The following is a 22,888-nucleotide window of genomic DNA, read 5'->3' on the forward strand; positions in this document are numbered from 1 at the left end:
GCAGCTTGCAGCTTTTCAGCCAACAGCCACGTCCTCAAAGTTATAGGGTCAAGCCTCACGAGCAATTAGTACTGGTTAGCTTAATGCATTGCTGCACTTCCACACCCAGCCTATCAACGTCCTGGTCTTGAACGACTCTTTAGGGGGCTCAAGGCCCCGGCAGATCTCATCTTGAAACGAGTTTCCCGCTTAGATGCTTTCAGCGGTTATCTCTTCCACACTTAGCTACTCGGCAATGCCACTGGCGTGACAACCGATACACCAGAGGTGTGTCCACTCCGGTCCTCTCGTACTAGGAGCAGGCTTCCTCAAATCTGCAGCGCCCACGGAAGATAGGGACCAAACTGTCTCACGACGTTTTAAACCCAGCTCACGTACCTCTTTAAATGGCGAACAGCCATACCCTTGGGACCGGCTACAGCCCCAGGATGAGATGAGCCGACATCGAGGTGCCAAACACCGCCGTCGATATGAACTCTTGGGCGGTATCAGCCTGTTATCCCCAGAGTACCTTTTATCCGTTGAGCGATGGCCCTTCCATTCAGAACCACCGGATCACTATGTCCTGCTTTCGCACCTGCTCGACTTGTCAGTCTCGCAGTTAAGCACGCTTATGCCATTGCACTATCATCACGATGTCCGACCGTAATTAGCGTACCTTCGAACTCCTCCGTTACACTTTGGGAGGAGACCGCCCCAGTCAAACTGCCTACCATGCACTGTCCCCGATCCAGATAATGGACCTAGGTTAGAACCTCAAACACACCAGGGTGGTATTTCAACGTTGGCTCCACGCGATCTAGCGACCACGCTTCAAAGCCTCCCACCTATCCTACACAGATCTGTTCAAAGTCCAATACAAAGCTACAGTAAAGGTTCATGGGGTCTTTCCGTCTTTCCGCGGGGAGATTGCATCATCACAAACATTTCAACTTCGCTGAGTCTCTGGAGGAGACAGTGTGGCCATCGTTACGCCATTCGTGCAGGTCGGAACTTACCCGACAAGGAATTTCGCTACCTTAGGACCGTTATAGTTACGGCCGCCGTTTACTGGGACTTCGATCAAGAGCTTGCACCCCATCAATTAATCTTCCAGCACCGGGCAGGCGTCACACCCTATACGTCCACTTTCGTGTTTGCAGAGTGCTGTGTTTTTAATAAACAGTCGCAGCCACCTATTCTTTGCAACCCCTTTTAGCTCCAGACGCGAAGTCCTTCACTGACTCAGGGCACACCTTCTCCCGAAGTTACGGTGTCAATTTGCCGAGTTCCTTCTCCAGAGTTCTCTCAAGCGCCTTAGAATACTCATCTCGCGCACCAGTGTCGGTTTGCGGTACGGTCGTTACAAGCTGAAGCTTAGTGGCTTTTCCTGGAAGCATGGTATTACTCACTTCAGGTGCAAGCACCCTCGTTATCACCCCTCATCTTAGCCCGGCGGATTTGCCTACCAGGCATGACTACAGGCTTGAACCAACATATCCAACAGTTGGCTGAGCTAACCTTCTCCGTCCCCACATCGCACTTGTAATCGGTACAGGAATATTGACCTGTTTCCCATCAGCTACGCATCTCTGCCTCGCCTTAGGGGCCGACTCACCCTACGCCGATGAACGTTGCGTAGGAAACCTTGCGCTTACGGCGAGGGGGCTTTTCACCCCCTTTAACGCTACTCATGTCAGCATTCGCACTTCTGATACCTCCAGCAGACTTCACAATCCACCTTCACAGGCTTACAGAACGCTCTCCTACCACTTGCAATAAATTGCAAATCCGCAGCTTCGGTAACTGGCTTAGCCCCGTTACATCTTCCGCGCAGGACGACTCGATCAGTGAGCTATTACGCTTTCTTTAAATGATGGCTGCTTCTAAGCCAACATCCTGACTGTTTTAGCCTTCCCACTTCGTTTCCCACTTAGCCAATTTTAGGGACCTTAGCTGGCGGTCTGGGTTGTTTCCCTCTTGAGTCCGGACGTTAGCACCCGGTGCTCTGTCTCCCAAGCTGTACTCAACGGTATTCGGAGTTTGCCTTGGTTTGGTAAGTCGCCATGACCCCCTAGCCAAAACAGTGCTCTACCCCCGTCGGTAATACTTGAGGCACTACCTAAATAGTTTTCGGAGAGAACCAGCTATTTCCAAGTTTGTTTAGCCTTTCACCCCTATCCACAGCTCATCCGCTAATTTTGCAACATTAGTCGGTTCGGACCTCCAGTACCTGTTACGGCACCTTCATCCTGGCCATGGATAGATCACTTGGTTTCGGGTCTACACCCAGCGACTAATTCGCCCTATTCGGACTCGGTTTCCCTACGCCTTCCCTATTCGGTTAAGCTTGCCACTGAATGTAAGTCGCTGACCCATTATACAAAAGGTACGCAGTCACCCCATAAAGAGGCTCCTACTTTTTGTAAGCATACGGTTTCAGGATCTATTTCACTCCCCTCCCGGGGTTCTTTTCGCCTTTCCCTCACGGTACTAGTTCACTATCGGTCGATGATGAGTATTTAGCCTTGGAGGATGGTCCCCCCATATTCAGACAGGATTTCACGTGTCCCGCCCTACTTGTCGTTAGCTCAGTACCACGCGTTGCTTTTCACGTACGGGGCTATCACCCACTATGGCCCGCATTTCCAAACGGTTCCGTTAAACATCGCGCTATCACTAACAGGCTCTTCCAATTTCGCTCGCCACTACTTTCGGAATCTCGGTTGATTTCTTTTCCTCGAGCTACTTAGATGTTTCAGTTCACTCGGTTTGCCTCACATACCTATGTATTCAGTATGTGATACCCCTAAGGGTGGGTTTCCCCATTCAGACACCTCCGGATCAAAGCTTATTTGCCAGCTCCCCGAAGCTTTTCGCAGGCTATCACGTCTTTCATCGCCTATCATCGCCTAGGCATCCACCATATGCTCTTATTCACTTGACCCTATAACTTTGACCTCTGCACGCATCTCTGCGCGCAAAATACCAAGTTACACATCAAGGAACGTATTCACGTTATTTATGCCGTATTCAATTCGCAGTTCACGTTAAGAACTTTTTTGCAAACTGAAATATTCGTTGACGCAATCAAAAATTGTTGCTGACGGCACGGTGATGCATAAAACCTTTACGAATGTGCATCTTCCGTCAGCAACGCTGATTTCGACTCTATGAATTTTTAAAGAACAGCCGTGTCATCTGTCTTGCCCTTGCGAACAAACCAAACAACAACATTGATTAATCAAGATCAACCAATAACAAAATCGCTTCCCAGGATCCACTCCCAGAAAGCCGCTTTGTTATTGACTCATGACAAGACACATAACGCTGTTAACGTTACAACCGATAAACCCTAAACAGTTATCAACACTATGAAGTGGTGGAGGATGACGGGATCGAACCGACGACCCCCTGCTTGCAAAGCAGGTGCTCTCCCAGCTGAGCTAATCCCCCAAACTCTTGATGCGTGCAAGAAAGACATATAAACCGTCGACCATCTCTACCGATAGCGCAACAACCTATACACACTGGTGGGTCTGGTTGGACTCGAACCAACGACCCCTGCGTTATCAACACAGTGCTCTAACCAGCTGAGCTACAGACCCAGAAACGTTCACCAACAACTTGCACAAACCAAACCCCAACGAGCTCAGTTCACACAACCTGCCAATGACATCTTTCTAACAACCGATAAGTGTGGACGCATGGAATCAGACTCGTCTGATGTGTTTCCAGAAAGGAGGTGATCCAGCCGCACCTTCCGATACGGCTACCTTGTTACGACTTCACCCCAGTCACGAACCCCGCCGTGGTAATCGCCCCCCTTGCGGTTAGGCTAACTACTTCTGGCGAGACCCGCTCCCATGGTGTGACGGGCGGTGTGTACAAGACCCGGGAACGTATTCACCGTGACATTCTGATCCACGATTACTAGCGATTCCGACTTCACGTAGTCGAGTTGCAGACTACGATCCGGACTACGACTGGCTTTATGGGATTAGCTCCCCCTCGCGGGTTGGCAACCCTTTGTACCAGCCATTGTATGACGTGTGTAGCCCTACCCATAAGGGCCATGAGGACTTGACGTCATCCCCACCTTCCTCCGGTTTGTCACCGGCAGTCTCATTAGAGTGCTCAACTAAATGTAGCAACTAATGACAAGGGTTGCGCTCGTTGCGGGACTTAACCCAACATCTCACGACACGAGCTGACGACAGCCATGCAGCACCTGTGTTACGGCTCTCTTTCGAGCACCAATCCATCTCTGGAAAGTTCCGTACATGTCAAGGGTAGGTAAGGTTTTTCGCGTTGCATCGAATTAAACCACATCATCCACCGCTTGTGCGGGTCCCCGTCAATTCCTTTGAGTTTCAACCTTGCGGCCGTACTCCCCAGGCGGTCAACTTCACGCGTTAGCTTCGTTACTGAGAAAGTAAATTCCCAACAACCAGTTGACATCGTTTAGGGCGTGGACTACCAGGGTATCTAATCCTGTTTGCTCCCCACGCTTTCGTGCATGAGCGTCAGTACAGGTCCAGGGGGCTGCCTTCGCCATCGGTGTTCCTCCGCATATCTACGCATTTCACTGCTACACGCGGAATTCTACCCCCCTCTACCGTACTCTAGCCTTGCAGTCACAAGCGCAATTCCCAGGTTGAGCCCGGGGATTTCACGCCTGTCTTACAAAACCGCCTGCGCACGCTTTACGCCCAGTAATTCCGATTAACGCTTGCACCCTACGTATTACCGCGGCTGCTGGCACGTAGTTAGCCGGTGCTTATTCTTACGGTACCGTCATGAGCCCCCTTTATTAGAGAGAGCCTTTTCGTTCCGTACAAAAGCAGTTTACAACCCGAAGGCCTTCTTCCTGCACGCGGTATTGCTGGATCAGGCTTTCGCCCATTGTCCAAAATTCCCCACTGCTGCCTCCCGTAGGAGTCTGGACCGTGTCTCAGTTCCAGTGTGGCTGGTCGTCCTCTCAGACCAGCTATAGATCGTCGGCTTGGTGAGCCTTTACCCCACCAACTACCTAATCTAACATCGGCCGCTCCATTCGCGCGAGGCCCGAAGGTCCCCCGCTTTCATCCGTAGATCGTATGCGGTATTAGCACAGCTTTCGCTGCGTTATCCCCCACGATTGGGCACGTTCCGATGCATTACTCACCCGTTCGCCACTCGCCATCAGGTGCAAGCACCTATGCTGCCGTTCGACTTGCATGTGTAAAGCATACCGCCAGCGTTCAATCTGAGCCAGGATCAAACTCTTTAGTTCGATCTTGAATTGTTTGCCAAGTAAACTTGGCCACTCATTAAAACCAACATGAAGTCATTGACTCCACATCTTTACTGTTCTAGTGAGCGTTTGTTGTGTTCCTAAGAACTGTCAGCACGTCGCTAACTCCAAACGCCCACGCTTATCGGCTGTAATTTGTTAATGAACCTTTTTCTCTAAAAGCCCCGCCGCGATCAGCGAAGCCCTCGATTATGACACACTTTTTTGGGTGCTTGCAAGTATTTTTAAAAATATTTTGCCAACACTCAAGAAACTGTACCCTGCACACCCTTCACGGGCGCACAGACCCTACAGCAATAAGAAACGCCCCAGTCGAAGACTGAGGCGTTGTCTAGTTGTAAGAGCCTGACGATGACCTACTTTCACACGGGCATCCGCACTATCATCGGCGCTGACGCGTTTCACTGTCCTGTTCGGGATGGGAAGGAGTGGTACCACGTCGCTATGGTCATCAGGCATAAACGGTTGTCCGCCCTGTCTTGTGCTTGCACCCCCTTCAGGGACACGCGCTCAACAGAGCAAACGAATTCATAGAATCGAAATCGGTACTTTTTGATTGCTGCCAACGAGCTTGGCATAAACAACTGGAATCCATTCCAGTGTTGCACTCTGACAGAGCGCAGCTTGCAGCTTTTCAGCCAACAGCCACGTCCTCAAAGTTATAGGGTCAAGCCTCACGAGCAATTAGTACTGGTTAGCTTAATGCATTGCTGCACTTCCACACCCAGCCTATCAACGTCCTGGTCTTGAACGACTCTTTAGGGGGCTCAAGGCCCCGGCAGATCTCATCTTGAAACGAGTTTCCCGCTTAGATGCTTTCAGCGGTTATCTCTTCCACACTTAGCTACTCGGCAATGCCACTGGCGTGACAACCGATACACCAGAGGTGTGTCCACTCCGGTCCTCTCGTACTAGGAGCAGGCTTCCTCAAATCTGCAGCGCCCACGGAAGATAGGGACCAAACTGTCTCACGACGTTTTAAACCCAGCTCACGTACCTCTTTAAATGGCGAACAGCCATACCCTTGGGACCGGCTACAGCCCCAGGATGAGATGAGCCGACATCGAGGTGCCAAACACCGCCGTCGATATGAACTCTTGGGCGGTATCAGCCTGTTATCCCCAGAGTACCTTTTATCCGTTGAGCGATGGCCCTTCCATTCAGAACCACCGGATCACTATGTCCTGCTTTCGCACCTGCTCGACTTGTCAGTCTCGCAGTTAAGCACGCTTATGCCATTGCACTATCATCACGATGTCCGACCGTAATTAGCGTACCTTCGAACTCCTCCGTTACACTTTGGGAGGAGACCGCCCCAGTCAAACTGCCTACCATGCACTGTCCCCGATCCAGATAATGGACCTAGGTTAGAACCTCAAACACACCAGGGTGGTATTTCAACGTTGGCTCCACGCGATCTAGCGACCACGCTTCAAAGCCTCCCACCTATCCTACACAGATCTGTTCAAAGTCCAATACAAAGCTACAGTAAAGGTTCATGGGGTCTTTCCGTCTTTCCGCGGGGAGATTGCATCATCACAAACATTTCAACTTCGCTGAGTCTCTGGAGGAGACAGTGTGGCCATCGTTACGCCATTCGTGCAGGTCGGAACTTACCCGACAAGGAATTTCGCTACCTTAGGACCGTTATAGTTACGGCCGCCGTTTACTGGGACTTCGATCAAGAGCTTGCACCCCATCAATTAATCTTCCAGCACCGGGCAGGCGTCACACCCTATACGTCCACTTTCGTGTTTGCAGAGTGCTGTGTTTTTAATAAACAGTCGCAGCCACCTATTCTTTGCAACCCCTTTTAGCTCCAGACGCGAAGTCCTTCACTGACTCAGGGCACACCTTCTCCCGAAGTTACGGTGTCAATTTGCCGAGTTCCTTCTCCAGAGTTCTCTCAAGCGCCTTAGAATACTCATCTCGCGCACCAGTGTCGGTTTGCGGTACGGTCGTTACAAGCTGAAGCTTAGTGGCTTTTCCTGGAAGCATGGTATTACTCACTTCAGGTGCAAGCACCCTCGTTATCACCCCTCATCTTAGCCCGGCGGATTTGCCTACCAGGCATGACTACAGGCTTGAACCAACATATCCAACAGTTGGCTGAGCTAACCTTCTCCGTCCCCACATCGCACTTGTAATCGGTACAGGAATATTGACCTGTTTCCCATCAGCTACGCATCTCTGCCTCGCCTTAGGGGCCGACTCACCCTACGCCGATGAACGTTGCGTAGGAAACCTTGCGCTTACGGCGAGGGGGCTTTTCACCCCCTTTAACGCTACTCATGTCAGCATTCGCACTTCTGATACCTCCAGCAGACTTCACAATCCACCTTCACAGGCTTACAGAACGCTCTCCTACCACTTGCAATAAATTGCAAATCCGCAGCTTCGGTAACTGGCTTAGCCCCGTTACATCTTCCGCGCAGGACGACTCGATCAGTGAGCTATTACGCTTTCTTTAAATGATGGCTGCTTCTAAGCCAACATCCTGACTGTTTTAGCCTTCCCACTTCGTTTCCCACTTAGCCAATTTTAGGGACCTTAGCTGGCGGTCTGGGTTGTTTCCCTCTTGAGTCCGGACGTTAGCACCCGGTGCTCTGTCTCCCAAGCTGTACTCAACGGTATTCGGAGTTTGCCTTGGTTTGGTAAGTCGCCATGACCCCCTAGCCAAAACAGTGCTCTACCCCCGTCGGTAATACTTGAGGCACTACCTAAATAGTTTTCGGAGAGAACCAGCTATTTCCAAGTTTGTTTAGCCTTTCACCCCTATCCACAGCTCATCCGCTAATTTTGCAACATTAGTCGGTTCGGACCTCCAGTACCTGTTACGGCACCTTCATCCTGGCCATGGATAGATCACTTGGTTTCGGGTCTACACCCAGCGACTAATTCGCCCTATTCGGACTCGGTTTCCCTACGCCTTCCCTATTCGGTTAAGCTTGCCACTGAATGTAAGTCGCTGACCCATTATACAAAAGGTACGCAGTCACCCCATAAAGAGGCTCCTACTTTTTGTAAGCATACGGTTTCAGGATCTATTTCACTCCCCTCCCGGGGTTCTTTTCGCCTTTCCCTCACGGTACTAGTTCACTATCGGTCGATGATGAGTATTTAGCCTTGGAGGATGGTCCCCCCATATTCAGACAGGATTTCACGTGTCCCGCCCTACTTGTCGTTAGCTCAGTACCACGCGTTGCTTTTCACGTACGGGGCTATCACCCACTATGGCCCGCATTTCCAAACGGTTCCGTTAAACATCGCGCTATCACTAACAGGCTCTTCCAATTTCGCTCGCCACTACTTTCGGAATCTCGGTTGATTTCTTTTCCTCGAGCTACTTAGATGTTTCAGTTCACTCGGTTTGCCTCACATACCTATGTATTCAGTATGTGATACCCCTAAGGGTGGGTTTCCCCATTCAGACACCTCCGGATCAAAGCTTATTTGCCAGCTCCCCGAAGCTTTTCGCAGGCTATCACGTCTTTCATCGCCTATCATCGCCTAGGCATCCACCATATGCTCTTATTCACTTGACCCTATAACTTTGACCTCTGCACGCATCTCTGCGCGCAAAATACCAAGTTACACATCAAGGAACGTATTCACGTTATTTATGCCGTATTCAATTCGCAGTTCACGTTAAGAACTTTTTTGCAAACTGAAATATTCGTTGACGCAATCAAAAATTGTTGCTGACGGCACGGTGATGCATAAAACCTTTACGAATGTGCATCTTCCGTCAGCAACGCTGATTTCGACTCTATGAATTTTTAAAGAACAGCCGTGTCATCTGTCTTGCCCTTGCGAACAAACCAAACAACAACATTGATTAATCAAGATCAACCAATAACAAAATCGCTTCCCAGGATCCACTCCCAGAAAGCCGCTTTGTTATTGACTCATGACAAGACACATAACGCTGTTAACGTTACAACCGATAAACCCTAAACAGTTATCAACACTATGAAGTGGTGGAGGATGACGGGATCGAACCGACGACCCCCTGCTTGCAAAGCAGGTGCTCTCCCAGCTGAGCTAATCCCCCAAACTCTTGATGCGTGCAAGAAAGACATATAAACCGTCGACCATCTCTACCGATAGCGCAACAACCTATACACACTGGTGGGTCTGGTTGGACTCGAACCAACGACCCCTGCGTTATCAACACAGTGCTCTAACCAGCTGAGCTACAGACCCAGAAACGTTCACCAACAACTTGCACAAACCAAACCCCAACGAGCTCAGTTCACACAACCTGCCAATGACATCTTTCTAACAACCGATAAGTGTGGACGCATGGAATCAGACTCGTCTGATGTGTTTCCAGAAAGGAGGTGATCCAGCCGCACCTTCCGATACGGCTACCTTGTTACGACTTCACCCCAGTCACGAACCCCGCCGTGGTAATCGCCCCCCTTGCGGTTAGGCTAACTACTTCTGGCGAGACCCGCTCCCATGGTGTGACGGGCGGTGTGTACAAGACCCGGGAACGTATTCACCGTGACATTCTGATCCACGATTACTAGCGATTCCGACTTCACGTAGTCGAGTTGCAGACTACGATCCGGACTACGACTGGCTTTATGGGATTAGCTCCCCCTCGCGGGTTGGCAACCCTTTGTACCAGCCATTGTATGACGTGTGTAGCCCTACCCATAAGGGCCATGAGGACTTGACGTCATCCCCACCTTCCTCCGGTTTGTCACCGGCAGTCTCATTAGAGTGCTCAACTAAATGTAGCAACTAATGACAAGGGTTGCGCTCGTTGCGGGACTTAACCCAACATCTCACGACACGAGCTGACGACAGCCATGCAGCACCTGTGTTACGGCTCTCTTTCGAGCACCAATCCATCTCTGGAAAGTTCCGTACATGTCAAGGGTAGGTAAGGTTTTTCGCGTTGCATCGAATTAAACCACATCATCCACCGCTTGTGCGGGTCCCCGTCAATTCCTTTGAGTTTCAACCTTGCGGCCGTACTCCCCAGGCGGTCAACTTCACGCGTTAGCTTCGTTACTGAGAAAGTAAATTCCCAACAACCAGTTGACATCGTTTAGGGCGTGGACTACCAGGGTATCTAATCCTGTTTGCTCCCCACGCTTTCGTGCATGAGCGTCAGTACAGGTCCAGGGGGCTGCCTTCGCCATCGGTGTTCCTCCGCATATCTACGCATTTCACTGCTACACGCGGAATTCTACCCCCTCTACCGTACTCTAGCCTTGCAGTCACAAGCGCAATTCCCAGGTTGAGCCCGGGGATTTCACGCCTGTCTTACAAAACCGCCTGCGCACGCTTTACGCCCAGTAATTCCGATTAACGCTTGCACCCTACGTATTACCGCGGCTGCTGGCACGTAGTTAGCCGGTGCTTATTCTTACGGTACCGTCATGAGCCCCCTTTATTAGAGAGAGCCTTTTCGTTCCGTACAAAAGCAGTTTACAACCCGAAGGCCTTCTTCCTGCACGCGGTATTGCTGGATCAGGCTTTCGCCCATTGTCCAAAATTCCCCACTGCTGCCTCCCGTAGGAGTCTGGACCGTGTCTCAGTTCCAGTGTGGCTGGTCGTCCTCTCAGACCAGCTATAGATCGTCGGCTTGGTGAGCCTTTACCCCACCAACTACCTAATCTAACATCGGCCGCTCCATTCGCGCGAGGCCCTAAGGTCCCCCGCTTTCATCCGTAGATCGTATGCGGTATTAGCACAGCTTTCGCTGCGTTATCCCCCACGATTGGGCACGTTCCGATGCATTACTCACCCGTTCGCCACTCGCCATCAGGTGCAAGCACCTATGCTGCCGTTCGACTTGCATGTGTAAAGCATACCGCCAGCGTTCAATCTGAGCCAGGATCAAACTCTTTAGTTCGATCTTGAATTGTTTGCCAAGTAAACTTGGCCACTCATTAAAACCAACATGAAGTCATTGACTCCACATCTTTACTGTTCTAGTGAGCGTTTGTTGTGTTCCTAAGAACTGTCAGCACGTCGCTAACTCCAAACGCCCACGCTTATCGGCTGTAATTTGTTAATGAACCTTTTTCTCTAAAAGCCCCGCCGCGATCAGCGAAGCCCTCGATTATGACACACTTTTTACAACCTGCCGAAAAAATTTAGGGTTTCTACTAATTTTTTTGACCAGGCCAACTGCTGGGCCAACTTGAAAACAAGCCATCGTCAGCAGCGAAGCCTTGCAGTATACGACAGATTTAATGGCGCCGTCAAACCCGCCATAAATAATTTCGAGGCGCGTGCAAAGAGACACTCTGGTCTTTGAGCCGCCCTCATCAGGCGGCAAAGCCCTACACGACCCTACACGGCAATGCCCTCTATGGGCAAGCTTCTGTGACGCTTGCGTGTCAGCGCAAACAACGCATTACCGACTGCTGGCGCAAGCGGCGGGACGGCCGGCTCACCCACACCAGCCGGTGCCCGGTTGCTTTGCACAATGTGCGTGTGTACTGTAGGCGTTTGCGCCAGACTAAGCATGGGGTAGTCGGGGAAGTTGCCTTGCCGCACGACACCCGCTTCGACGTCAATGCGCCCGTATGCCAAGGCAGTCAGGGCAAATACGACAGAGCCTTCCATTTGCTGCGCCACGGTTTCGGGGTTTACCACGACACCGCAGTCGATCGCGCAGTGCACCTCGACAACCCGCCACCGCTCGCTGGGCATGGCCTGCACGCGGGCGACCTGCGCAACGATGGATCCAAACGACTCGTGCAGCGCCACACCCATCGCTTGGTCCGCTGGCAGCACCTGGCCCCAACTGGCTTCTTTCAACGCTCGGTCCAGCACCGCTTTATGGCGCGGGGCTTCAGTCAAAAGCGCCTGTCTAAATGCGGCCGGGTCTTTCTGTGCCGCATAGGCCAGCTCGTCCACAAATGACTCTGAAAAAAATGCATTGTGCGAGTGCCCAACCGAGCGCCAAAAGCCTATCGGTACACCACTGTTGGTCGCCGTATGTGCCATGCGCTGGTGCGCAAAGCCATAGGGAATGTCAAACAAGCCCTCTGCCGTCGTTTTGTCTGGCAAGTCCACAGGGCCTGACAGCTTAGGCAAGCCTCTGGCCATCCAGCGCGGCGTGATGGCATCACCCGCCGAGTCAATGCGCAAGCCGTCAATCACACCATCGGCACGCACACCAGCAGACAATGCCGCCACATGCATAGGGCGGTAGTAGTCGTGACGCATGTCTTGCTCACGCTCCCACAACAGCTGCACGGCTTGGCCCGGCATGGCCATTGCCACCCGAACCGCTTGAGCGACAAAGTCCACCTCTAGGCGCCTGCCAAAACCGCCGCCCAATTGCGTGACGACCAGCTCAACTTGCTCCAAGTCAACGCCAGCAACGCTTGCGGCCTTGGCCGCCACCATACCCGGCACTTGTGTAGGCACCCACAGTTTGAGTGTGTCCCCCAGCAACTGTGCCGTGCAGTTCATAGGCTCTAAGGTGGCGTGCGCCAAATAAGGGGCCTCATAAGTTGCCGCGACTTGGCTGGCTGCCGTTGCTTGCCAGCTGGCAACGTCGCCGCGCTCATAAAACGCAAAGCCATCCCGCGCCTGTAATGCTGCGCGCAGCTGTTTTGCAATCACCGTTGTATCAGCAAGCGCCCCTTGTGCATTGACCCAGGTCACAGCCACGCGATCAGCGCCTTGCTTGGCCTGCCAAGTCGTCTTGGCAACGACAGCATAGCCTCCGGCGCTTTGCGCGTCTGGCGGGAACTGAACCACCTGCAGCACACCGGCTAGCGCAGTGGCGGGGGACACATCAATAGATGCCACATCGCCTTGCAAAGTGGGCGCCATACGTGCCACCGCGAACACCATGCCGGGCACGCGCACATCAATGCCAAATACGGCCTGACCCGCTACCTTTGAAGGGATGTCTACCCTCGGTGTGGCTTGACCCAGTAACTTGAATGCCGATTGAGGTTTGAGCGTCACGGTTACTGCGTCCACTCGCGCGGCAGCTTGGCTCAACTGGGCAAAGCCAGCACTTTGAGAGCCCGAGACAACCAGACCATCCTCTAAACGCACAGACTCAACCGGTACTTGCCATTGAGCCGCCGCCGCTAGGCGCAACCGCGCACCCACCGTCGCCGCAGCCACACGTACAGGCTCCCACGCGTCAGCCACTGACGATGAGCCGCCGGTGGCATTGATACCTAATTCGCGTACCAACTTGCTGACCACCCACTGGGTCGCGCGTATGTGCGTGGCCACATCTGGCCCCTCCGTGGCGCTGGGGTGAAACGGCAGCGAGCCCATGAGCATGGCAACGTTGCCATATATCGCGTCAAGGCCAGCCTGCTCGATGCGCACATTGGCCAAAGGCATATTGAGCTCTTCGGCCACCAACATGGGCAGTGCGGTGTGCACGCCTTGCCCCATTTCGCTGCGTGGCATAGCCAACACAACTGCGCCGTCGGCGGCGATTTTGAGCCACCCGTTGAGCGCCACATCGCCTGCTTGCACAGACAACAACTCGGGCTTGCCCTGGCGCGAGCGTGGCGGCATAACGCCCCAACCAACAACCAGTGCGCCACCAAACCCGGCAGCGCCCAAGATAAAGTGACGCCGCTTCATGACTCACCCCCTGCTGCAGTATTGGGTAGCGCGGGCGCACGAGACTGCAACACTTTGGCAGCGCGGTGTATGCCAGCGCGCACACGCTGGTAAGTACCGCAGCGGCATATGTTTGTCATCGCAGCATCAATATCAGCATCGGTGGGTGCCGCGTTACCAGCAAGTAATGAAGCCGCCGCCATCAACATGCCAGACTGGCAGTAGCCGCACTGCGGCACTTGCTCGTCAATCCATGCTTGCTGAACCGCGTGCAGTTCATCGCCTTGCGCCAGTCCCTCAATAGTCGTAATGGCTTGACCTTGGGCTGCTGATACCGGCAATACACAAGTACGCACGGCTTGCCCGTTCAGGTGAGCCGTGCAAGCGCCACAAGCCGCGATACCACAGCCAAACTTGGTGCCGGTTAAGTTCAAGTTGTCGCGCAGCACCCACAACAAGGGGGTATCTGGCGCCACATCTACCGTGTGGTTGTCACCGTTTATGAGCAAATCCATGTTGAATCTGTCGCCTTCCTAAATAAGCGTTGGGTAATCTGGGACACTATAGCCCTGCACAACATGTGCAACAACGCACCTATTGAAAACCCCTCAAGCAATGCGTCGTACACGGCACGCCCCCAGCGGACCCCACCTGTAATCATTTTTAGCTTAGCCTCTGGCTTAGGCACGCACATGGCACTTATTTCACTGAATCAGGCACATTTGGCTTTTGGCCACGTGGCATTACTAGACTATTGCGACTTCGCACTGGAGACACAAGAGCGCGTAGGCCTCATTGGGCGCAACGGCACAGGCAAGTCGTCCCTGCTCAAGATTTTGGCCAACATGGACAAGCCCGACGATGGCGAAGTACAACGCCAGCTCAGCGTGCGCGTGGCCTACGTCGCCCAGGAGCCCTTGCTCAATGCGGACCACACCATTTTTGATTCGGCCAGCGACGGCATTGCCCAGCTCAAGGAAGCACGAGACAAATACCTCAGTGGTGACGCGGATGCGGACCTTGACGCGCTGCAAACCATTATTGAGGCTCAGGACGGATGGAACTGGGAGCAGCGCGTTGACGAAACCTTGCAACGCCTGCGCCTGGACCCCAACGCCCGAGTGGGCCAGCTCTCAGGCGGCATGCGCAAACGTGTGGCCTTGGCACAAGCCTTGGTCAGCCGCCCTGATGTGCTGCTGCTAGACGAGCCCACCAACCACTTGGACATGGACGCCATTGTCTGGCTTGAAGACTTACTGATAGGCTTTAAAGGCAGTGTGGTCACCATCAGCCACGACCGCGCGTTTTTGAATCGCGTGGTCACACGCATTGTGGAGCTGGACCGCGGCAAGCTGCTGAGCTACCCCGGTAACTTTGAGCAATACCAACTGCAAAAAGAAGAGCAGCTGGCGCAAGAGGCGGTGATCAACGCCAAAGCAGACAAGCTACTGGCCCAAGAAGAGGTATGGGTGCGCAAAGGTGTGGAAGCACGTCGCACTCGCAGCCAAAGCCGCATTGGCCGCTTGCAGGACTTGCGCAAACAGCGCGAACAGCGCCGGGATGTGGTGGGCCGTGTGCGCCTAGATGTGTCTACTGGACAAAACAGCGGCAAGATTGTGGCCGAGCTAGAAGACGTCAACAAAACATTTGGCCAAGGTGAGACGGCACGCCAAGTGGTCCGCAACTTCAGCACCACGATTTTGCGAGGCGACAAAGTGGGCCTCATAGGTCCCAACGGCGCTGGTAAAACAACGCTGCTCAAAATCATCTTGGGTCAACTAGAGGCCGACAACGGCAAAGTGCGCTTGGGCAGCCAGCTGCAAGTGGCTTACTTTGACCAAATGCGCGACCAAATCGACCTGGACGCAACGCTGGAAGACACCATCAGCCCCGGCAGCGAATGGATAGAAATTAACGGTAGGCGCACGCACGTTAAAAGCTACCTGAGCGACTTTTTGTTCTCACCCGCACGCGCCAATGCGCCGGTGCGTACATTGTCTGGCGGCGAGCGCAACCGTTTGCTGCTGGCGCGCCTGTTTGCCCGCCCCGCCAACGTGCTGGTGCTGGACGAACCCACCAACGACTTGGACATTGACACATTGGACTTGCTGGAAGACGTATTGGCCACATTCACGGGCACGGTATTTTTGGTCAGCCACGACCGCGCATTCTTGGACAACGTGGTCACCAGCACCATCGTGAACGAAGGACCAGGCGTTTGGCGCGAATTTGAAGGCAACGTACAAGACTGGCTCACCCAATCTGAACGCGCTGCGCAATGGGCGCTAACCCGCGCCAGCGCGAATACACCGCCCAAGGCTGATACTGCTGACAAGTCCTCGGCGCGAGTCGCTGATCAGGCAGCAACAACGCCCAATGCAACGCCTGTCGCCAAGCGCAAGCTCAGCTACAAAGAGCAGCGCGAGCTGGATGCGCTACCCGCTGCCATTGAGGCTCTGGAGACCGAACACGCCAAGGCCAGTGCGCAGCTTGCTGACGGCAGCCTGTACGTCAAAGACCCCGCCTTGGCCGCTCAGTTGGCCACGCGGCTTGGTGTGATTGACGACGAGTTGCTCGTGGCCATGGAGCGCATGGAAGCGCTAGGCGGCTAAATAGCCTTGGATGGCTCTAGCGAAGCCACCACCTGGATTCCAAGTTTTTTGAGTCGGCCACGCATGGCCAGCACAGCTTTATCTTTGCTCACCAGCGTGGCCTGGCAAGCCACGGCCAAGTCAATAAACACTTGGTCGTCTGCATCTTTACAGGTGTAGATGGCCTTGGCGGGCACATTGACCATATGGGTTAAACGGTCAAACACTTGCATCACCGCATCCACCGTCAAGGTACGCTTCGCTCGGCGTTTGGCTATGAGTGGGTAGCCCAGTACGCGCATCAGTTCGTCACGCATGGGCGCACACACCCACCATTGCGCTTGGCCTGATTGCAAGCTGTTAAAAAAGCTTTGCGCCCTGGGATCTTCAAAAACCAAAAAATCTAACGCTGTATTGGTATCTATGACCCAGCGCTGTGGCGCGCTGGTCATTCGCCGTGACGCTTGCCCATGGCGGTTAAGTCAAAGCGGAACAATCGGCATTCAATAGGACCGTTCCACATGGGCACGCGGCGCGCCGCTTTCATACGCATTTTGCCGGGCAGCTTCATGTCAGGCGTGAGTAGCCACGCTTGCCAGCCACCAAAGTTGTGCTTCCAGTGCGTCGCCAGGCGAGCAAAAAACGCATCACCTTCCCCGCTGTCTTCACCGCCATCAACTTGTGCGGCCTCGCGCCATACCTGGTCGCCGCCGCGCTCTGCATGCCTGCCCGCACGGTCTGCAGCACGCTCGCCCGCCACACCAGCTGCGGCGATACGCTCGCCATAGGGTGGGTTTAACAACAAAATGCCGGTTTTATCGGTGGGGGCCGTGCGCTGCAAGGCATCACCACCGCGCAGCTGCACAGCGTGTGTCACACCCGCCCTGTGTGCGTTGCGCTCAGCAAAATCAACCATTCGGTGCGACACGTCTGAGCCAAACACCAGTACCTCACCGCTGGCGCTGGGTGTACGCAACACGCTGTCTTCGGCTTGGTCCAGCAAGCCTTCCCACACATGCGACTGATAGGGCAGCAAATTGGCAAAGCCAAAACGCCGTTGCAGACCAGCTGCCATATTGCAAGCGATTTGCGCAGCTTCAATGGCTACCGTGCCGCTGCCGCAGCAAGGGTCATAAAGGGGCGTGGTGGTGGCATCCCAACCGGTCGCCGCAATCATGGCGGCAGCCAAGGTTTCTTTCAACGGCGCGTCGCCCTTGTCTTCGCGCCAGCCGCGCTTGAACAAAGGTTCACCGCTGGTGTCAATGTAAATAGTGACGTGCGAGGCGTCCAAGTGCGCATGCACGCGCACGTTCGGCCGGGCCGTGTCTACGTCTGGGCGCGTGCCAAACTTGGTACGCAGCCGGTCCACCACGCCGTCTTTCACGCGCAAGGCGGCAAAGTTCAGGCTCTTGAGTGGGCTGTGCTGCGAGGTGATGTCCACCTTAAAGGTTTGGCGAGGTGTAAACCATGCCTCCCAAGCCACATCATTGGCTGCAGCGTATATGTCGTCTTCCAAACGATAAGGCTGGTCGGCAAGCTGCACCAGCACCCGCTGGGCCAAGCGCACATGCAGGTTTAGCAGCATCACCTCGCGCCACGAGGCCTCTACTCGCACACCACCGCGCACAGCCTTGGCAATATCTGCGGGCTCGTTCAAGACCTTGGCCACCTCTACGGCGAGCATGTCTTCCACGCCGGCGGGGCATGGCAAAAATAATTGCAAATTGTTCACAGTGCTTTTCTCAAATTGGCCGGCGCAATACGCATGGCCTCACGGTATTTGGCCACCGTGCGACGGGCACATTCAATACCGTTTTCGCGCAGCAACTCCGATAGCTGGTTGTCTGACAGCGGTTTTTTGGATGTCTCGGCAGCAATAAACTGCTTAATCAAAGCGCGCACGGCGGTACTGGATGTATTGGCACCAGACTCCGTACCCAGGCCAGAGCCAAAGAAGTACTTCAGCTCAAACGTGCCTTGCGGCGTGGCCATGTACTTGGCGGTGGTGACGCGGCTGATGGTGGACTCATGCAAGCCCAATTCGTCAGCAATTTCGCGCAACACCATGGGCTTCATGGCCAACTCACCGTGTATGAAGAACTGCTGCTGGCGCTCAACAATGGCGCTGGACACCCGCAAAATGGTCTCGAAGCGCTGCTGGATATTTTTGATAAACCAGCGGGCCTCTTGCAAGCGTTGTTGCATGGCGTTGGCGTCATCTGCCTTGTCACCTGGCTTTGCCTGTGCCGCAGCATCTGTATTGGCGTCAAGCTTGAGGTCGGCTTTTTCGGCCGCGCGGTCTGCCGCTTTGGATGTTTTGAGCGCGCTGGCATACATGTCACTGACTTGCAAACGCGGCATCACGTTGGGGTTTAGCGAGACCTTGAAACCCTCACCCGCGCGCGTCACAATCACGTCAGGTACCACCACGTTGCGCTCGGTTTGTACAAAGCGCCGACCGGGCTTGGGCTCTAGGCGCTGTATCAACACAATGGCTTGCTTTACCAGCTCTTCGTCAACGTCACACAGCTGCGCCAAACGCTTCACATCCCGCTTAGCCAGCAGCTCCAAAGGCTTGGCAACTATGGCCAGGGCCGCTTGTGCAACCGGTGTGTTGCGCATATCTTCAATTTGCAAACGCAAGCACTCTGTCAGCTCTCGCGCCCCTACGCCTATGGGCTCCATGGCCTGCAAGTGCTCTAGCGCGTCTTCAAACAACACCACAAAGTCATCATGTGCGGCCCAGTCGTCACCGGCCAGGCTGTGCGCCAAATCGCCCAAACTGTCGGCCAAATAGCCGTCTTCGTCCAATGACTCAATCAGCATGTACAGCGCCGCTTTTTCTTCGTCGCTCAAACGCAGGCCCAAGGCTTGTTGGTGCAAGTGGTCTTGCAGACTGACGGCCGCACTCGCAAGGTCTTGGGCAGTGGCCTCGCCGTCGCCACTGCCTTTGGGAGTACTGGCTGGTGCGTCGCTGCCCCACTCCGAGTCGTTGGGCGCAATTTCCACAGTGCCGTCGCCGTCCCAGTCTGGCGTGCTGCCATCTGTGGCGGCCTCTGCGCCAGCCTCACTGCTAGGTGCACTTAGCGGCGAGTCAAAGTTGGAAAACTCGTCGTGGTGTGATGTGTCCGTATCTGAAGCGACATCGAAAGAGGCTTCCGGGTTGGCGTCTTGATTGCTATCTTGCGCCACTTCCGCAATCGCATCACCCTGGCTAACCGCAGTATCTGCCTGGTCCACGCCAAATTGCTCGCGCTCGGCGATCTCGTCTGCACGCTCCAGAAACGGGTTGTCGTCCAGCATTTGGTCGACTTCGCTGGACAGCTCTAGCGTTGACAGCTGCAGCAACCTGATGGATTGCTGCAACGCAGGCGTGAGCGTGAGCTGTTGGGAAACTCTTAGTGATAAACCTTGCTTCATGCGCCCTACATGCGGAAGTGCTCACCCAGGTACACACGACGCACATCGACGTTATCGATGATTTGCGCGGGTGTGCCTTGGGCCAACACTTGGCCATCGCTGATGATGTAGGCGTGGTCGCAAATACCCAGGGTTTCGCGAACGTTGTGGTCTGTAATGAGCACGCCAATGCCCCGTCCCTTGAGAAACTGAATAATGCGCTGAATCTCAATTACCGCAATGGGGTCTATGCCCGCAAATGGCTCGTCTAGCAATATGAAGCGCGGATTGGTTGCCAGTGCCCGCGCAATCTCTACACGACGACGCTCACCACCGGATAAGGCCATGGCGCTGGACTCGCGCAAATGCTCAACCCGCAGGTCTTTCAGCAAATCGTCCAAACGCTTTTGAATAGCTGCCTCGCTCCAGGCTTTGCCTTGTGCGTCGCGCTGCAGCTCCAGCACAGCGCGCACGTTATCTTGTACGTTGAGCTTTCTAAAAATACTGGCCTCTTGTGGCAAGTAACCCAAACCACGCGTTGCACGTTTGTGCATGGGCTGGCGCTCTATGCGTTCGCCGTCTAGTTCGATGTGGCCGCCATCGGCACGCACCAGACCAACAATCATGTAAAACGAGGTCGTCTTACCAGCCCCGTTGGGGCCTAGCAAACCCACGACCTGGCCTTCGTTAATGGCCAAACTGACATCCTTGACCACCTTGCGTCCGCCGTAGCTCTTTTGCAAGTGCGTCGCGACCAATTGCTTAACTGGCGCGGTTTGCGCAGGTGCAGTTGCCACACCGTCCAAGGCGCTGGCCTCAGCGTCAGATAAGTGCTTGGTCAGTGCGTCAGACATATCGGTCATGCTGGATGCCTGCTTAGTTGCTGGGCGCTGGCGTACTGGGCTTTGGTGCCAGCACGGCGCGCACGCGACCTGAAGACTGCGAGCCGGTTTTGACAGCCCCGTCCACCACAAACCTGGCGTCTTGCGAGGTATACACAATGCGCTCGCCGGCCGTCTCATCTGCCATGGTGTCGCCACGAAAACGCCGCATCACTGCTTTGCCGGTTAACGCCAAGCGCTCTGTGGCGCTGTTGTAGTCAATGCGGGTGGCTTGACCTCGAATGGACTCGTTGTCGACATCGCGGTCTTGGGAAAACGTGGACAGGCGGCCAGCATATGACGTGGCAATACCAATTTGCGCGCCGTCGACACCATCGCGCACCTCAAAGCGGTCTGCCTTGATGACAATACTGCCCTTGGTAATTACGACGTTGCCGGTAAACACACTCACGCGATTTGCATCGTCTACGCGCAAGGCGTCGGCAGTCGCGTAAAGGGGTTGGTCCTTGTCGCCTTGCTTGGCCTGCACGGGCATGCACAACAAGGCAGCAACCAGCAAACTGAACACCATCAGCGACGCCAAACGCAACGCTGCTGACTGGCGTGCGAACACTTGAACTGGTGGATGGAGAGGTAGCTTAGGCATAGTTATTGCATAACATTGTAGCCAAACCCAAAGACCTATCAACAGCGTTGAACAACGCGACCGCGCGCGCACAAAAAAGGGCGTCAGCCGGCTAGCCAGCAACGCCCTTTGGACAACATTGAAGCGCTTAGATGGTGCGGGCACGCACAATCAAATCATCCGCCACATCCAAAGATTTGGGGCCTTGACCGGGTATGTAAAAACGCCCTGCAACGCCCAAAGCAGGCGTACCCTCAACGCCATAAGCGGCGGTGAGCTGCGAAGCACGCTTGGCCTTGCCAGAAGCGCTAAAACCGCTAAACGCCATCTCAAACGCTTTTTGGTCAACGCCTTGAGCAACGACCCAAGCCACAATGCTTTGCGCAGACAGCAGGCGTTGCTTATCGTTGTGAATAGCGGCAAACACTTTGCCGTGCAACTTCTCAACCAGACCCATGGACTCCAGCGCGTAATACAATCGCTGCAAAGGCTCCATGGCTGTGTTGAAGGCAACCGGCACGCGACGCACGACCACGCCTGCGGACTGCTTGCTCATCCAACGCTCAAAGTCGGGTTCAAAGCGGTAGCAATGAATACAGGTGTAAGCAAAAAACTCAAGCACCTCAACCTGACCGGGCGCACTGTCCACCGCCACGGGTGACTGCAGGCGGGTGTAGTTCACGCCCTCCTGAAAACGGCCTTGCGCAAAAGAGCCCATCGGCAAGGCCATGCCTGCGGCCAAACCCGCCACTGTTACCGCAAAGCTGCGACGTCCTAAAGATTCCGTCATACCGACTCTCCAATGATGTTGTAGTTAACTGCGCCCGGTGGGCTGCGCTGTGTGATTGGGGGCTTGGCCAGGCTTAAAGTTCCCGCTGGCCGAGCTTTTACAAACGGCGCACTGCCACCAGGCTGTTCGACACGCCCGCCTGTGTCAGACGCTCTCGCACGGCATTGGCCTGATCACGGTCGCGGTAAGGGCCTGAGCGCACGCGGTGCAGTGTTTGGCCATCACGCTGTGTGGTGCTCACACGCACATCTATGCCCATAATGGCTAATCGCGCACGCTGCGACTCGGCCTCATCTACCGTGGCAAATGCACCGGCCTGAACATAAAAGTCGGTTTTTGCGCTGCCACTCACCGCTACAGCTGCAGGGGCGGGTGGTGGGGTTTGAGTGCCTGCATTGGCTTTTGCCAAGTCATCGCCCGCCATTTTGGCCTTGGCCAAGTCACCCAGCGGGTCGCTAGACACGGCGGGCGCTCGCAGCGGTGCATCGCCGCTCAACTCAACGCCCTCGGCAAGCTTTGGCACAGCCACAGGCTCTAAGTCCTGCATGTTGGCTGGGCGGCTGGTACCACCCAATAGTGCATTGGGATCCCAATCTTTGTTTTTCTTGGCCTCTTCAGCATCAGCACCTGGCGACCCCGCCACGCCTCTGTCGACAAACGGTACTGGCACCTTGGTGACGTAAACCGCCACAGCCAGCGCACTGGCCAAACCTATCAATATGCCCAACACCAAACCCAATACGGTACCGCCTGCTTGTTTATGCATGGTTGTTCTTCCCTAGTTATTGATGCTTT

The 22,888-nt window shown here is 54.4% G+C and carries 10 protein-coding genes, 4 tRNA genes and 5 rRNA genes; 1 reads left to right on the forward strand and 18 read right to left on the reverse strand.

Annotated elements, in window-relative coordinates; genetic code table 11:
• Positions 1-44: 44 nt before the first annotated feature.
• From LN050_07710 to LN050_07760, 11 genes are all read right to left on the reverse strand, one after another.
• Positions 45-2,926 (reverse strand): 23S ribosomal RNA (locus LN050_07710).
• 433 nt (positions 2,927-3,359) lie between these two features.
• Positions 3,360-3,435 (reverse strand) — tRNA-Ala (locus LN050_07715).
• Positions 3,436-3,510: 75 nt separating this feature from the next.
• Positions 3,511-3,587: transfer RNA gene (locus LN050_07720), tRNA-Ile, on the reverse strand.
• Between the two features lie 130 nt (positions 3,588-3,717).
• A 16S ribosomal RNA gene (locus LN050_07725) occupies positions 3,718-5,254 on the reverse strand.
• Positions 5,255-5,618: 364 nt separating this feature from the next.
• Positions 5,619-5,731 (reverse strand): 5S ribosomal RNA (gene rrf / locus LN050_07730).
• A gap of 207 nt (positions 5,732-5,938) precedes the next feature.
• A 23S ribosomal RNA gene (locus LN050_07735) occupies positions 5,939-8,820 on the reverse strand.
• Positions 8,821-9,253: 433 nt separating this feature from the next.
• Positions 9,254-9,329: transfer RNA gene (locus LN050_07740), tRNA-Ala, on the reverse strand.
• Between the two features lie 75 nt (positions 9,330-9,404).
• A tRNA-Ile gene (locus tag LN050_07745) sits at positions 9,405-9,481 on the reverse strand.
• Positions 9,482-9,611: 130 nt separating this feature from the next.
• A 16S ribosomal RNA gene (locus LN050_07750) occupies positions 9,612-11,147 on the reverse strand.
• The 16S, 23S and 5S rRNA genes sit together here with 4 tRNA genes alongside, the layout of an rRNA operon.
• Before the next feature lie 443 nt (positions 11,148-11,590).
• Positions 11,591-13,867 (reverse strand): molybdopterin-dependent oxidoreductase, encoded by a 2,277-nt coding sequence (locus LN050_07755; GenBank protein UFS55697.1) that lies wholly within the window; start codon positions 13,865-13,867, stop codon positions 11,591-11,593.
• The gene (locus LN050_07760; protein ID UFS55698.1) at positions 13,864-14,361 is read right to left on the reverse strand and encodes a (2Fe-2S)-binding protein; all 498 of its coding nucleotides are present in this window, start codon (positions 14,359-14,361) and stop codon (positions 13,864-13,866) included. The genes LN050_07755 and LN050_07760 overlap by 4 nt, the downstream gene beginning before the upstream one ends.
• Positions 14,362-14,538: 177 nt before the next feature.
• Between LN050_07760 and LN050_07765 the strand changes: the two genes are divergently transcribed.
• The gene (locus LN050_07765) at positions 14,539-16,458 is read left to right on the forward strand and encodes an ATP-binding cassette domain-containing protein (GenBank protein ID UFS55699.1); all 1,920 of its coding nucleotides are present in this window, start codon (positions 14,539-14,541) and stop codon (positions 16,456-16,458) included.
• Here the strand turns inward: LN050_07765 and LN050_07770 are convergent.
• The 7 genes from LN050_07770 to LN050_07800 form a co-directional block, all read right to left on the reverse strand.
• On the reverse strand, positions 16,455-16,889 hold the full coding sequence (locus tag LN050_07770) for a putative toxin-antitoxin system toxin component, PIN family (protein ID UFS55700.1): 435 nt from the start codon (positions 16,887-16,889) through the stop codon (positions 16,455-16,457). The two genes, LN050_07765 and LN050_07770, sit on opposite strands and share 4 nt — an antisense overlap.
• Positions 16,886-18,169 carry a THUMP domain-containing protein gene (locus LN050_07775; GenBank protein ID UFS55701.1) on the reverse strand — a complete coding sequence of 428 codons (1,284 nt, stop codon included), beginning with the start codon at positions 18,167-18,169 and terminating at the stop codon, positions 16,886-16,888. The genes LN050_07770 and LN050_07775 overlap by 4 nt, the downstream gene beginning before the upstream one ends.
• Positions 18,166-19,857 carry an RNA polymerase factor sigma-54 gene (gene rpoN / locus LN050_07780; GenBank protein ID UFS55702.1) on the reverse strand — a complete coding sequence of 564 codons (1,692 nt, stop codon included), beginning with the start codon at positions 19,855-19,857 and terminating at the stop codon, positions 18,166-18,168. Before rpoN ends, LN050_07775 begins: the two co-directional genes overlap by 4 nt.
• 5 nt (positions 19,858-19,862) lie before the next feature.
• Positions 19,863-20,690: an LPS export ABC transporter ATP-binding protein gene (lptB, locus tag LN050_07785; protein UFS57360.1), complete on the reverse strand. Its 828-nt coding sequence runs from the start codon at positions 20,688-20,690 to the stop codon at positions 19,863-19,865.
• A gap of 22 nt (positions 20,691-20,712) precedes the next feature.
• The gene (lptA, locus tag LN050_07790; protein UFS55703.1) at positions 20,713-21,324 is read right to left on the reverse strand and encodes a lipopolysaccharide transport periplasmic protein LptA; all 612 of its coding nucleotides are present in this window, start codon (positions 21,322-21,324) and stop codon (positions 20,713-20,715) included.
• A 127-nt stretch (positions 21,325-21,451) separates the two neighbouring features.
• Complete coding sequence (locus LN050_07795; protein ID UFS55704.1) at positions 21,452-22,093, reverse strand: thiol:disulfide interchange protein DsbA/DsbL; 642 nt, start codon at positions 22,091-22,093, stop codon at positions 21,452-21,454.
• Between the two features lie 97 nt (positions 22,094-22,190).
• Complete coding sequence (locus tag LN050_07800; GenBank protein ID UFS55705.1) at positions 22,191-22,859, reverse strand: SPOR domain-containing protein; 669 nt, start codon at positions 22,857-22,859, stop codon at positions 22,191-22,193.
• Positions 22,860-22,888: the final 29 nt, after the last annotated feature.

The sequence above is a fragment of the Comamonadaceae bacterium M7527 genome (assembly GCA_021044545.1).
Classification (GTDB): domain Bacteria; phylum Pseudomonadota; class Gammaproteobacteria; order Burkholderiales; family Burkholderiaceae_C; genus RS62.